The sequence below is a fragment of the Legionella sp. D16C41 genome (assembly GCF_048541585.1).
Lineage (GTDB): Bacteria > Pseudomonadota > Gammaproteobacteria > Legionellales > Legionellaceae > Legionella_C.
This window is the reverse complement of sequence record NZ_CP183303.1, coordinates 2,221,792-2,234,295: the sequence shown is the minus strand read 5'-3', so window position 1 is coordinate 2,234,295 and position 12,504 is coordinate 2,221,792. Positions and strand designations below refer to the sequence as shown.

The window sequence follows — 12,504 nt, the reverse complement described above, 5'->3', positions numbered from 1 at the left end:
TAGATATACTATGTAATGAGATTTTCATTTTAAATCATTACTCCTAGAATTCTTAGACCCTATAACCCTATAGTAGAAACATTTTAATTAAGTAAATAACTCATGAATAGCCATTATTGCAATCTCAAGCATTTACCTCTAAATTAAGTTTGTTAATTTTTCATTTAATATTAATGACTTATTTTAAGGAAAAAACTTATGCAGGCGAAAAATGAGGTACAGGATTTTTTAGTTAAAAATTATCATTTTCAAGAAATGAAAAGGATTGCTAGTAATTCTGGCAATACTGGACATAGAAAAATTGTTTCCTTCTTAGAGAAGTGTGATAGTTTTGATAATTACTTAATATATTCTCGTGATCTTGATACAAAAATAACAAATAATCTAGTCGCTTATAATATAGGGCGTGATAATGTAAATCGTTTGCTCTATGTTAGTGGTTTTTTTTCTAATAAGTATAATTTCACTTATCATGAGTTTCACCTGCGCGAAAACATTGTAGCTTATCTAGATAAGAAACAGCTACAAATGGTTTAGTATTCCTTAGTTTGAAGTTGTTAATTTTGTTGATTCTTAACCTAAAAAGAATTTAGTTTATAAAAAAAGCAGTATTTAAGTTTACTGCTTTTAAGTAAATCTATTAATTTTGTAATAATTAAATCTCTAAGTTAATCATCAATACTGTAGATTAAAAATTTCATTCAAATATTAAATTAAAAGCTTACAAAGATTAAACCGTTCTGCTTTCACAATGCTGTTGCCAAAATTGCTTTAAGTTTTGAATGTATAAAGTTTAATTAGAACTAAGTAGGGTTATTTTAAAGCATTTTACTAATAATGTGAGATAAACCAAGAAGAACTCTTTATATTAAAAGTATTTTTTACAAGGAAATACTTCAATAATTTTTCCTTCTTTAAGAATCGTATAAGCATGGGTGATTTTTAACGCTTTTTTAAGTTCGGTTTTCATTATTTCTACAGCAACACCTGTTAGTTGGTAATATATTTCAAGTACTTCAGGTAAAATAAAAATAAGTTCGAAATTACATTCGGATAATTTATAAAGTATAAGTTTTTGATTATGTAAGCTAAATCGTTTATCTTCAGAATTTATCTGTTCTTTTAACCAAATTAAAAAATTAGGTAGTGGATCTTTAGTAAATTTTTTTGATTTTCTTTTAAGTTTATTAATAGAACAATTGATATTCGATAAGCTATATTTATTATTCTGATTCATATGAGTCTTGCTTAAAATTTAGTGATGACGCTATATATTGGACCATATCCAAAAGGAATAAAAAATTAGTATTTTTACTTCGAAAATGTTAATGCAAATTGTAAAGCTGAGTTATTTAAGAACATATTAATAATAAACTGCAAAGATTTAATTTATGTGAAGAGTTTTTAAAATTAATGATTACCGGAATAGATAATAAGTAGGATTTTAAGTTATTAATTTAATAAAGAATAATTTTAATTAAATATATTTTTACTACTTTAGGTAGGTTCAAGCTTAAAGTGAAAATATTTAAGGTTTAAGTTAAAGCAATAGCTTTAAACTCAACATTTTTATTAGGTTTATCAAGAAATTTTTTAATTTTTCTAGATATAAAATAAAGACAAACAGCACCTAATAATGCCCATGATCCTAACTGATTAAAGACAGAGAAATAATCCGAATTCGTGACAAGTGGATCAATAGATGAAGTTTTTACCATGAGATTAGAAAAATAATGTGATAATGATGAAGCTACACCTGAGACCATCATCCATGTACCCATAAGTAAACCTTGTAATTTAATGGGAACAATTTTCCCAATCATAGCGTAACCTATAGGTCCAATAAGCAACTCTGATAGAGCTTGTGTAATGTAGTGTAATATTATCCAATTAATATCAGCGTAACCTTGGTTATTGGCGTATTTTATACTAAATGCAAGAGCAAAAAATGAAAATGATAAAATAATAAATGACCAAATAAATTGATTTGTAACAGATACAGTAAATTTAGCTGAGCGCAACTTCATAAGTAACGATGACATTAGTGGAGCGCCTATTATAATAACAATAGCATTAATATTTAAAATCCATTGGGTCGCTAATTCATAGCCAAATAAGTGTCGGTTAACATTGTTTTTGATAAATAATGTTACACCCATAGGGCCGGTATAATAAATCATCCAAAATAAGATTGATGAAACAGTAAGAATTAAATAAGCATGAATTTTTTGTTTATTCTCCTTAATTTTTTGTTGTTGCCCGAGTATTAAAATAATAATAAGCATAATGATACTTATCACTACTACTAAACTATTACTAAAGTCTGATGAGTTAAAGCATGTAATTAGAAATGGGAGTAAAGTCAAAGTTATTACCATCCCTAAGCTATTTTTTAAATATCTTTGTAGAGGATCTTTTTGTGCAGATAAAAGGGTATTTTTATCAGCAATTTGTGCCCAAGAAAAACCTATAAAGATTAGAGTTAAAACATTAGTAGTAATTGCAATATAAAATAATTGCTGATATTGATTAGAATAGTCATAAAAACCACTGATAATATAGCCGGCAAAAAAACCTATATTCATTGCAGCGTAACTTAAGAAAAAAGCTTTATCTCTTTGATTATCTTCACCCTGAAATCGTTCAGTTAAGATATTATTATAACAAGTGCTATTGAGTCCGCAGCCAATGAGAAATAAACTTAAGCCTATAAAAAAGTAAGCTTGATTTGCACTAGCTAAAAAACTAATACCAATGGTTTGTATAACAGTTGTTATTAAAAATAAGCAGCGGTTACTTAAATAACGACCGCCTATAAATCCCCCTAATAAATGTAAGATGTAATTAAAACCTAAAAATAAACCAACGATGCTATTACAAATTAAATCACTAAAACCAAGCTGTTTAGTAATGTAAAGGGAAAGAGACGAGTAAAGAACTGCATAAGAGAAAGTTGAAAGAGCCTGAATACAATACAATAAGGTCATTCCTTGATGCACACCTTGCAACGCTTTAAACATTTTTATCCTGTACGTCCTTAGAATTGGCTGACTGTGACATTAAATTAGTAAAATGAGCTAATTGTAAACCTAGTACCTTAAAACAATTTTTAAATGAACTAAATTTAGAAATTCTTAGTTTTTAAAAAATTTAGAAATTTAAATACTAAGTTAGTAAGTTTATTAATTTTCACAATGCTGTTGCCAAAATTGCTTTAAGCTTTCGATATCTGCAGAGCATAACCGTTCCATTGCTTGTGCTAATAAATTATCCGGCCAATTCCACCATTGAATTTTTAATAGTATGTCTATTTGCTCTTGAGTAAATCGTTTACGAATTGGCTTAGCAGGGTTACCAACGACAATGGTATAAGGCTCAACATCTTTCGTAACAATAGCGCGGGTTCCGATGACCGCGCCATGGCCAATTTTAACACCAGGCATGATAATAGCTTCGCCACCAATCCATACATCATGACCTATTTCAGTATTGCCAGCTCCTATGAAGCCATCTAATGCTTCTTTAGTATATTCATCATTGGTGTAATAGAAAGGAAAGGAGCTTATCCAATCCATTCTGTGACCTTGATTGCCAGCCATAATGAAAGCAACTCCTGTTCCAATAGAGCAAAAGTTACCGATAATTAATTTATCTACATCATCTCTATCAGGTAATAAATACCTCGCACAATCATCAAAAGAATGGCCATGGTAATAACCTGAATAATAACTATGACGACCTACTATAATGTTAGGATTAGTTACCTGCTCTGATAATGGTATTCCTTTAAAAGGATTTTCAAAATAATTGGCTTGATTCATTTTGCTAATATTTTAATTTCATTAAAATTTATGGTATTTAGATTAAGCTTATTTTACAAAAATTAATCTATTTCACTAACTTCAGTCGCAAGTTTAGTACTTTTAACTAAAGAAAAAGTAGATTTATCATTTAAAGCCTTCATTAAATCATCAACTAATTGGCGTAATTCGCCACTAAGTAATGTTAATGCTGCATCATGTTTTAAATAATCTTCTTCTAATTGATTAATATCATTAAATTCATCAATAAGGTAATCTAAACTTTTTAGCCGCTTAAATGTTAAATCATGCGTTAAAGTAAATTGAATACGTTCATTCCAAATCAATGATACTTCGGCTGCTGCAAGCCCTTGTGCTATTAACGTTACAATTTCTTCTGCAGGCAACTCATAACCTTTGCAATTAATTCGTTTTTTCTCATCATCTAACGCAAATAACAAGCAATCTGAGGCTAATTGAAAAGGAGAGGGTAAGGTTTGAGGCTTAGCAATCCATTCAGCAAAGCGGCTTGCTAAATTATCTGGATGAGTAAGCGGTTCAAGTTGCAATTTTGGTAGTGTTTTACGTAAGAGAGAAGTTAACTGAGAAGCTTGATTTTCACTAGCTGTGTTAATAATTAAACGTTTACAATTGGTGTCTAGCAAAGCTAATAAGCGCTTTTGAATACAGAAAGATTTTGGTAATAATTCAAATTCAACTTCTTCGGCCAATTGTGCTTTTTCAGAACGCTTAATTTTTCGCCCATTTTGAGTTTCTAATTGACCAATACGTTCAGCTACTACTTGATTGATTACACCACGTGGTAAAATTCGTTCTGTTTTACCTAGGCAAAGTAAAGTAGTGCCTGCTACTTCTTGAGTAAGTTCATCTGCAGAAACGGAGAGCCAGCCATAAATAAAGCGAGCATGGGGAGGACAAGGTTTTAATTGTTCTTCAGCCAGTAGGGCTGCGAAATCCACTTCTTCACTAAGGTCATAATGGTAGATAAGCGCATTGTTAAACCACATATGATATTCCAACAAAAGTTGGCATGCTAACATGATTAATTTTGATAAGCTATAGGGCTAGCTATGAAGCTAGCAATTGGATTTTTATTTAACTTATGTGTTTATCGACCTAAACGTTAAATATAGATATTGAGTGCAACAACTACTGATTTAAAATCAGTGGCATCCTTGCCTGTGATAGAAAACCAATAACCACCAATAATACCTACATTCTGATTAAAATTATATTCGATAGCAGGTGCCAAAGATATTTCTGCTAAATTTTGATGACCAAGATTAACAGCTGTTCCATTAGAGTTTGAGCCTGAAAATCCACGAAAACGTGTGCCATCGCGACTAGCATAATAACCTTCCATTACAGCAACCCAATTTTGGGTAAGATTTAACTCCCATGCTAAGTCAACATTAAATAAATTGCCTGGATTAATTTTACCATCAGTATTTGCCACCCCACCATAACTTGTAATGCCATGTATCCTGACATCTGTGCCTGTAAGAAAGCCAATACTTAAACGCGTACGCAGATAATTTAATTCTGTTAACTGTAAAAGATGTTGAAAGTTTAAATTAAACCCAGTTTGATAACTACCAAGCCCCGAGGCGTCAGTACCTTTATAAAAAGGTTTTAAGTCCTCAAATTTGCCACTAGGAAATATTTCTTGTACGGTAACTCGTAAATCAGGTCGCCACTTAGTTTTACCTTGTTCAAGCGCTTGATAACCTAAGATCATACTGATATCACTAATGTGGTCATAATGCCGCCCTTGTTGTTCATTGTAGGTATAGGGAAGGGTATATTGAATATCAAATTTATCAGCAATACCTTGAGTAATAACAGGAAGGCCAACAATACTTTCACTATGAGGTATATGCGTTAGCCGCCAATGACGAGTGTATACGCCATCATTGTCAGTAAAAAAAGCATAAGGCTCAAGGTTTGTATGCCCTTTAGGTATTGTATGTCCTGCTGGAGCAAGCAGTGGGCCTGTATACCAGGGACTTGCAAATGCGCTATTAAAAATTAAAAAATTTAAAAAAAATACAAATGATTTGGCTGTTAACCGTTGCATAGCTATCCTTATCTACAAACTAGTGGCGTTTAAATCCGTTGGTGTTTTTAATAACCATTTCAATCTACAAGACTATAGTGTAGATTAGCCGACTTTTAATATTTGTGAAATACTTATGAGACCTGCAGTTTATCTTAATTCAGAAAAACAGCATACTATACAACGCGGCCATCCCTGGATTTTCCCCAAAGCTATTAGCAAAACTAAAGGTAAACTTAAGACTGGCCAATTAATCGATATTTTAGATTCAAATGATGAGTTGCTAGGAGTAGGTGCTTACAATGAATACTCTCTATATCGAGTACGTGTATTAGCTCAAGCTTGGGAGCTTCCAACGCTTGTGGACTTAACTCATATAATACAACTACGCCTAGCACAAGCTATTGCTGTTAGAAAAGCACTTAACTTACCTAATGAATTAACTAATGCCTTTAGGTTATTTAATAGTGAAGCCGATGGTTTATCAGGTTTAACCATTGATTACTTCAATAAAATAGTAGTAGTCGCGAGTTCAGCCTTCTGGGTGGAGGCACATAAAACTGAAATTAGCGCTATTATTCAAAAAATTATAGATTGTGAACAATTAATCTGGTTTGCACAGCCTAAGCCTTTAAAGCAAGATGGTTGGGAAGTTAGTGAAGATGATTTTAAATTAGATTTAGCTATTGATGTTCTTGAAGCAGGTATAATTTATCATGTCAATTTTGCTCAAGCGCAAAAAACAGGTCTTTTTCTTGATCAACGCGAGAATCATCAACGAATTGCACAATTGGCTCATGCTAAGCGAGTTTTAGATTTATACACTTATACTGGTGGATTTGCTCTCCATGCAGCTCATGCAGGTGCTACAAAAATTGTAGCTGTTGATAGCTCTGCAGCAGCAATTGAGCAAGCAAAACTAAATGCTAGCAAAAATAAGCTTAACAATATTGAATTTATTGAAGGGGATGCAAGAGATTATTTAAGTCATGCAAAGGATTATGATTTAATTGTTCTTGACCCACCTAAATTAGTTCCTTCACAAAAGCATTTACAAAAAGCAAAGAATTATTACCGCTTTTTGCATCGTGAAGTATTTAAAGCCATGCAATCAGGCGCTTTACTGATGACTTGTAATTGTTCTGCGGCACTTTCAACCCAGGAATTTATAAACCTTGTACAGGCGCAGGCTTTGGCGGTGAACAGGCAATTGCGAATATTAGGAACCTTTGGGCCTGCAAGCTGTCATCCTACTTTGCCATCTTTTCCCGAAGGAAATTATTTAACTGCTGTCTTGGTAGCTATCGTGTAATAATTTTACAGGATATTTGTTATAAATAAAAACAAATAGGGTCTATTAATTACACTTTGAGAAAAATGTTCCACCGGAGATAAAGCGGAAAATTGCTAATTTAACAGGTGATCCTCAAGTACATAATGATAAAGAATCAGAGCGTATTACTACTGAAAATTTTGGTAAACCACCAAAACCCTAATCACGTTTTATCTCATTTTTGCGTAGGCGGAAATCTAGTTTAATGCTTATACTGTGCCCACTTAGAACTAGCTTCCTGTCTGCGCATAAGATTCTTTCCCTTCTCCCCTCGGGGAGAAGGGAACTATAACCGAACAATTATGCGCCTACGTAGAGATGTCCAGTGAACTTAAAAAGTGCCGGTAATTTAAAGTTGGACTTTGGCCTAACATTCGTATGGCTATCGTTAGGACAAGACTTAAGCTACATTAAGCTTAGGTTTAAGTTATTAAGTGGGTTCTTACTTATTATGCCGCCTTATTAAACAATCAACGACTTGATAAAAATCTATTTCACATGCTTTCAAAAGCACTAAAAGATGATAAATGAGATCAGCGACTTCATTGACTAATTCCTCCTTATCATTTTTCATCGCTGCAATGACTACTTCAGTCGCTTCTTCTCCTACTTTTTGGGCACAACGTGCTATGCCAGCCTGTAATAATTGAGTTGTATAGCTATTGGGAGTCTGACTAGTTGCTCGCTCATTAATAAGGTCAATAAGATAGTTTAAGAAACTAAGTTTAGTAGTAATAAATGGTTGAAAACATGTTTTAAAACCTAAATGACAAGCAGGCCCTTGCGGTAGTACTTGAATAAGTAAGCTGTCACCATCACAATCTGTACTTATAGCTTGAACCGCCATAGTATGGCCTGAAGTTGCACCTTTGCGCCATAATTCTTGGCGGCTACGACTAAAAAAGGTAAGTTCATGACTTTCTACAGTGATGGTTAGGGCTTCTTGATTCATATAGCCTAACATTAATACGTCTCCGCTTTCAGCATGCTGAATAATGGCTGGCAGCAAACCGTCCATTTTTTCCCAAGCCAGTTTAGTCATATCAATAGAAATCATTGTCTTACCTCAATTTGATGCAGAGATAAATAGGCTTTTAAAGTAGAAATAGTTAATACTTGATCGTGAAAAACACTTGCAGCTAAAGCACCATCCACTTTTGCCTGTTTAAAAACTTCGATAAAATCTTCTTGACTGCCAGCGCCTCCTGAAGCAATTAGAGGTACAGAAGTTTGGGCACGTAGTTGTTGTAATTGGGCAATATCATAACCGCGTTTTATACCATCTGATTGCATACAATTTAAAACAATTTCGCCAGCTCCTCTATCTTGCACTTCTCTAGCCCATTCAAGGGTTTTACGCGCGGCATTACGCATGGTTTCTACGCTGCCGGTATACTGAAAAACATAAAAGTCATCTTCAATCCATTGACTATCAATCCCAACAACAACACATTGACTGCCAAAGGCCTGACTTAATTCATTAATGAGATTAGGATTTTCTAGCGCTGGGCTATTAATTGAAATTTTATCAGCACCAGCATTTAAAATAGATTTAGCTTGATTAACGCTACGAATACCACCGGCCACTGTAAAGGGAATATTAATTGTTGCTGCCACTCGATTAACCCAGCTTGGGCAGACTGGCTGATGACTTGAGCTTGCAGTGATATCATAGAAAACTAATTCATCCGCACCTTCATCAGAATAACGTTTAGCTAACGTTAGAATATCGCCAATAATTCTATGATTGGCAAATTTTACTCCCTTAACAACAAGATTATCACGCACATCAAGGCAAGGAATAATTCGTCTCGCTAACATACAATATCCTCAAATGATAAGGTTGAATTATTTTGATAAAGCATTCGACCTAGAATTGCAGCACTTACTCCTAAGCTAGCTAATGTAGTTAAATCGTCTAGATCACGTATACCGCCAGAAGCTTGCCAATCAAGATTAGGAAACCTAAAAACTGCTTGTTGATAGAGATCAAAATTAGGCCCTTGCAACATGCCATCGCGACTGATATCAGTGCATAAGATGTTTTTAATATTCCATTGTTGATATTGACTCACAATATCCCATAAATTAGCATCTGTTAAAGTCTGCCAACCATGAATAGCGGGTCTTGGTATTTCATTTTCAATGACGACATCTAAAGCTAAAACAATATTAGTGGCACCGACTAGCTGAATAATCTTCTCTGTAGTTTCTAAATCAGTAACAGCAATACTACCTAATACTAGTTGCTCAATACCTGCCTCAACGCATTTTTTTGCTGTAGTTAAGTCACGGATACCACCACCTACTTGTAGGCTACATTCTGCTAAACGTAATGAGCGAATTAATGGTAATTGTTGTAAGCTTCCTGCTTTTGCACCATCTAAATCAACAATATGTAAGTGTTTTGCGCCACGTTTAACATAACTTTCTGCCAAAGTTAGCGGATTATGAGGATAAATAGTTGTTTGATTAAATTTGCCTTGACGTAGACGAACACATTGCCCTTGTTGTAAATCAATCGCAGGAATAAGTTTCATTTAAAACTCCAACATTAGCAGCATCAAATTGCATTGATAAAAAATTTCTTAGTAAGCACAATCCCACTGTGGAGGATTTTTCAGGATGAAATTGCATACCATAAAAATTAGCGCGCTTGACAATGGCACTAAATTTTAGATTGTATTGGCAATAAGCCACGGTATCAGTGGAATCTAATAAGGCAAAACTGTGCACGAAATATACGTAATCATTGTCCTTTAATTCTACTTTAAGTGGAGAATTATTTACCCACTCTAAGGTATTCCAACCCATATGAGGTACAGGATAGCCGAGCTGTTGTGGTAGGCGCTTAGCAATACCGGGAATCAATCCTAGACATTCAACATTACCTTCTTCACTGTAATCAAGTAAGAGCTGCATGCCTAAACAAATGCCTAAGACAGGCTGCTTAAGTGCCTTAATAACGGCAGCTAGATTGTAATCATGTAAAGCTTGCATACCCGCTTTTGCAGCACCAACCCCGGGTATAATGACATGACTTGCTGACTTAATGATTTTTGCATTATGAGTTAATTGATAGTTATAGCCTAATTGCTTTAAAGCATTACCTAGCGAGGTCAAGTTATTTCCACTAACATCAATAACAGCAATCATAAAACCCCCTTGGTTGAAGGTAAGCTGCTATCGATTTGTAAAATGGCCTGCTTTAAAGCGCGCCCAAATCCTTTAAAGCATGCTTCAATCATATGATGATGATTTTCACCTTTAACAGAGATATGTATACTTGCACCAAGGCTATCAGCTAATGAATTAAAAAAATGGGGCACCATTTCTGTAGCCAAACCGCCAACAAACTCGCGAGTAAATTGACCTTCAAACTTACAGAATCGACGACCACTTAAATCAATAGCAACTTCAGCCAATGCTTCATCCATTGGCAACATAAATCCATAGCGACCGATACCCCATTTATCACCTAAAGCAGTTCTTAATGCTTCGCCAAACGCAATCGCTGTATCTTCAATTAAGTGATGATCATCAACTTCCACATCACCACTTGCTTGTAGGGTTAAAGATAATCCCGCATGTTTAGCAATTTGTTCTAACATATGACTAAAAAAACCAATAGGTGTTTCAATATTATTTGGTTTGTTTGAATCCAAAATTAATGTAAGCGTTATAGCTGTTTCGTTTGTTTTGCGCTCAATAGTTGCTTGCCGCTTAGTACTTAAAATCGTTGCGGTAATGTCTTTCCAACCATGCGTGCTTGATACTGGTAAAAAATTAACTTTTAAATTATCAGCAAATTGTTTGTCAGTAGTGCGATCACCAATCATCCAAGAATTAGTACGATTAAAAGTAGTTGTTTGCAGAAACTCAGTTAATAAACCAATTTTAGGTTTACGACAACTACATTCATCAAGCTCTCTATGAGGACAAATAAAAATATCACTGAAATGGATACCTTGAGAGGCAAATAAGTGGATAATAAAATCATGACAACGGTTAAATTGCTCTTTAGGAAAACTTAAAGTACCTAAACCATCTTGATTACTTACCATTATCAAACGATAGCCTGCATGCTTTAGAGCCAATAAAGAAGAAATAACATCTTGGCATAGTCGGATTTTATCTAAAGAATCCACTTGAAAGTCGTAAGGTTCTTCAATTAAGGTACCATCGCGGTCAATAAATACTATTTTTTGCATTATAAAACTCAGGTTAAGACAATTAAATTTTCTTGACTAAATTCTTGTAGTAACTTCATAAGTATCTGGTTATGGGCTTTATCGCCGATACTAATTCGTAAAAAATCTGCCAAAGGCGTATTTAAAAAATGGCGTATAGCAAGTTTATGTTGGTTAAACCAATCTATTAATGCTTTTGCTTGTTTACTTTTTACAAAAATAAAATTTGCTTCACTAGGATAGACCATTTCGATTAGAGGAAGCTGTTGTAAAAAACTACTCACGCGTTCCCGTTCAGTAAGAATTTGCTGTATGCTTTCAATTAACCAAGCAGGTTTTTGTAAAGCTTGTTGCGCTAGCGCAATGACAGGACTTGATAGAAGATAAGGTGCCGTAATTTTCTGTAGTGCTTGAATGACAACTTTATTAGCAATAACACTACCTAAACGTAATCCTGCTAAGCCAAATGCTTTAGATAACGTGCGCAAGACAATTAAATTTTCATAGTCATTAATTAAGGTGGTAGCACTAGACGAGGCTGCAAATTCAATATAAGCCTCATCTACAACCACCATTGCTTTATCACTAAATTGTTTACAAATAGTAGCTATCGTCTCTAAAGGAAGCAAATTACCCGTGGGGTTATTAGGCTGGCAAAGCATAATAATTTTGCAGTTAGGTTGCCAGGCTCCAAAAAGCTCATCTAAGGATAGAGAAAAATTATCTTTTATATTAAGTGGGCAATTAATAACACTGGCATGTTGCAGCTCAGCATAAAAAGTATACATAGGAAAAGTAGGCGGGCACTGAAGTATACTGTCCTGGCCAGGGCGTAAAAACAGGCGCATAAGAAAATCAATACCATCATCACTGCCACGTGTTAAGGCAAGCTGGTCTTCATTAATTTGATAATAAGCGGCAAGTTGTTCTTGAAGGGCTAGTTGTTCATTAATATCTGGATAGTGGTTTAAAGCAACTGCTTCTAACTTTACCGGTGACCAGGGTGATTCATTAGCATGTAGGCGATAAATAGGCGTATCAGAAGAGGGCCTGTATTCTTTCATTTGAGCTAGTTCCGGGCGTATTAAATCCATTACTGACATA

Annotated in this window: 13 protein-coding genes; 2 read left to right on the top strand and 11 right to left on the bottom strand. The window is 34.2% G+C overall.

The window, feature by feature from the left end; translation table 11 throughout:
- Nucleotides 1-198 precede the first annotated feature (198 nt).
- On the top strand, nt 199-537 hold the full coding sequence (locus ACNVED_RS09735; protein WP_419418831.1) for a hypothetical protein: 339 nt from the start codon (nt 199-201) through the stop codon (nt 535-537).
- Nucleotides 538-868: 331 nt separating this feature from the next.
- On the opposite strand, the gene ACNVED_RS09730 is transcribed toward ACNVED_RS09735, so the two are convergent.
- The 5 genes from ACNVED_RS09730 to ACNVED_RS09710 form a co-directional block, all read right to left on the bottom strand.
- Complete coding sequence (locus tag ACNVED_RS09730) at nt 869-1,237, bottom strand: hypothetical protein (protein WP_419418830.1); 369 nt, start codon at nt 1,235-1,237, stop codon at nt 869-871.
- 298 nt (nt 1,238-1,535) lie between these two features.
- Complete coding sequence (locus ACNVED_RS09725; RefSeq protein ID WP_419418829.1) at nt 1,536-3,020, bottom strand: peptide MFS transporter; 1,485 nt, start codon at nt 3,018-3,020, stop codon at nt 1,536-1,538.
- 162 nt (nt 3,021-3,182) lie between these two features.
- Complete coding sequence (gene catB / locus ACNVED_RS09720) at nt 3,183-3,821, bottom strand: type B chloramphenicol O-acetyltransferase (RefSeq protein ID WP_419418828.1); 639 nt, start codon at nt 3,819-3,821, stop codon at nt 3,183-3,185.
- 62 nt (nt 3,822-3,883) lie between these two features.
- On the bottom strand, nt 3,884-4,828 hold the full coding sequence (locus ACNVED_RS09715) for a recombination-associated protein RdgC (RefSeq protein WP_419418827.1): 945 nt from the start codon (nt 4,826-4,828) through the stop codon (nt 3,884-3,886).
- Nucleotides 4,829-4,944: 116 nt separating this feature from the next.
- Nucleotides 4,945-5,898, bottom strand: a complete 954-nt coding sequence (locus ACNVED_RS09710; protein ID WP_419418826.1) for a hypothetical protein — start codon at nt 5,896-5,898, stop codon at nt 4,945-4,947.
- Nucleotides 5,899-6,013: 115 nt separating this feature from the next.
- On the opposite strand from ACNVED_RS09710, the gene ACNVED_RS09705 reads away from it, so the two are divergent.
- Nucleotides 6,014-7,189 carry a class I SAM-dependent rRNA methyltransferase gene (locus ACNVED_RS09705; protein ID WP_419418825.1) on the top strand — a complete coding sequence of 392 codons (1,176 nt, stop codon included), beginning with the start codon at nt 6,014-6,016 and terminating at the stop codon, nt 7,187-7,189.
- A gap of 463 nt (nt 7,190-7,652) precedes the next feature.
- Here ACNVED_RS09705 and hisIE read toward each other — a convergent pair whose 3' ends face one another.
- The 6 genes from hisIE to hisC are packed head-to-tail and all read right to left on the bottom strand — an operon-like array spanning nt 7,653 to nt 12,503.
- Nucleotides 7,653-8,267: a bifunctional phosphoribosyl-AMP cyclohydrolase/phosphoribosyl-ATP diphosphatase HisIE gene (gene hisIE / locus ACNVED_RS09700; RefSeq protein ID WP_419418824.1), complete on the bottom strand. Its 615-nt coding sequence runs from the start codon at nt 8,265-8,267 to the stop codon at nt 7,653-7,655.
- A complete protein-coding gene (gene hisF, locus ACNVED_RS09695) occupies nt 8,264-9,031 on the bottom strand; it encodes an imidazole glycerol phosphate synthase subunit HisF (protein WP_419418823.1) in 768 nt (255 codons plus the stop codon). The genes hisIE and hisF overlap by 4 nt, the downstream gene beginning before the upstream one ends.
- Complete coding sequence (locus ACNVED_RS09690) at nt 9,025-9,750, bottom strand: HisA/HisF-related TIM barrel protein (protein ID WP_419418822.1); 726 nt, start codon at nt 9,748-9,750, stop codon at nt 9,025-9,027. Before ACNVED_RS09690 ends, hisF begins: the two co-directional genes overlap by 7 nt.
- Nucleotides 9,728-10,366: an imidazole glycerol phosphate synthase subunit HisH gene (gene hisH, locus ACNVED_RS09685; protein WP_419418821.1), complete on the bottom strand. Its 639-nt coding sequence runs from the start codon at nt 10,364-10,366 to the stop codon at nt 9,728-9,730. The genes ACNVED_RS09690 and hisH overlap by 23 nt, the downstream gene beginning before the upstream one ends.
- Nucleotides 10,363-11,421, bottom strand: coding sequence for a bifunctional histidinol-phosphatase/imidazoleglycerol-phosphate dehydratase HisB (hisB, locus tag ACNVED_RS09680; protein ID WP_419418820.1), 1,059 nt, complete (start codon nt 11,419-11,421; stop codon nt 10,363-10,365). The genes hisH and hisB overlap by 4 nt, the downstream gene beginning before the upstream one ends.
- An 8-nt stretch (nt 11,422-11,429) precedes the next feature.
- Complete coding sequence (gene hisC, locus ACNVED_RS09675; protein WP_419418819.1) at nt 11,430-12,503, bottom strand: histidinol-phosphate transaminase; 1,074 nt, start codon at nt 12,501-12,503, stop codon at nt 11,430-11,432.
- Between the last annotated feature and the right edge of the window lies 1 nt (nt 12,504).

What these genes read in the sequence shown, in the direction of transcription:
- ACNVED_RS09735 (WP_419418831.1), top strand. Translation starts at nt 199, where the DNA reads ATGCAGGCGAAAAATGAGGTACAGGATTTTTTAGTTAAAAATTATCAT.
- ACNVED_RS09730 (WP_419418830.1), bottom strand. Translation starts at nt 1,237, where the DNA reads ATGAATCAGAATAATAAATATAGCTTATCGAATATCAATTGTTCTATT.
- ACNVED_RS09725 (WP_419418829.1), bottom strand. Translation starts at nt 3,020, where the DNA reads ATGTTTAAAGCGTTGCAAGGTGTGCATCAAGGAATGACCTTATTGTAT.
- catB (WP_419418828.1), bottom strand. Translation starts at nt 3,821, where the DNA reads ATGAATCAAGCCAATTATTTTGAAAATCCTTTTAAAGGAATACCATTA.
- ACNVED_RS09715 (WP_419418827.1), bottom strand. Translation starts at nt 4,828, where the DNA reads ATGTGGTTTAACAATGCGCTTATCTACCATTATGACCTTAGTGAAGAA.
- ACNVED_RS09710 (WP_419418826.1), bottom strand. Translation starts at nt 5,898, where the DNA reads ATGCAACGGTTAACAGCCAAATCATTTGTATTTTTTTTAAATTTTTTA.
- ACNVED_RS09705 (WP_419418825.1), top strand. Translation starts at nt 6,014, where the DNA reads ATGAGACCTGCAGTTTATCTTAATTCAGAAAAACAGCATACTATACAA.
- hisIE (WP_419418824.1), bottom strand. Translation starts at nt 8,267, where the DNA reads ATGATTTCTATTGATATGACTAAACTGGCTTGGGAAAAAATGGACGGT.
- hisF (WP_419418823.1), bottom strand. Translation starts at nt 9,031, where the DNA reads ATGTTAGCGAGACGAATTATTCCTTGCCTTGATGTGCGTGATAATCTT.
- ACNVED_RS09690 (WP_419418822.1), bottom strand. Translation starts at nt 9,750, where the DNA reads ATGAAACTTATTCCTGCGATTGATTTACAACAAGGGCAATGTGTTCGT.
- hisH (WP_419418821.1), bottom strand. Translation starts at nt 10,366, where the DNA reads ATGATTGCTGTTATTGATGTTAGTGGAAATAACTTGACCTCGCTAGGT.
- hisB (WP_419418820.1), bottom strand. Translation starts at nt 11,421, where the DNA reads ATGCAAAAAATAGTATTTATTGACCGCGATGGTACCTTAATTGAAGAA.
- hisC (WP_419418819.1), bottom strand. Translation starts at nt 12,503, where the DNA reads ATGTCAGTAATGGATTTAATACGCCCGGAACTAGCTCAAATGAAAGAA.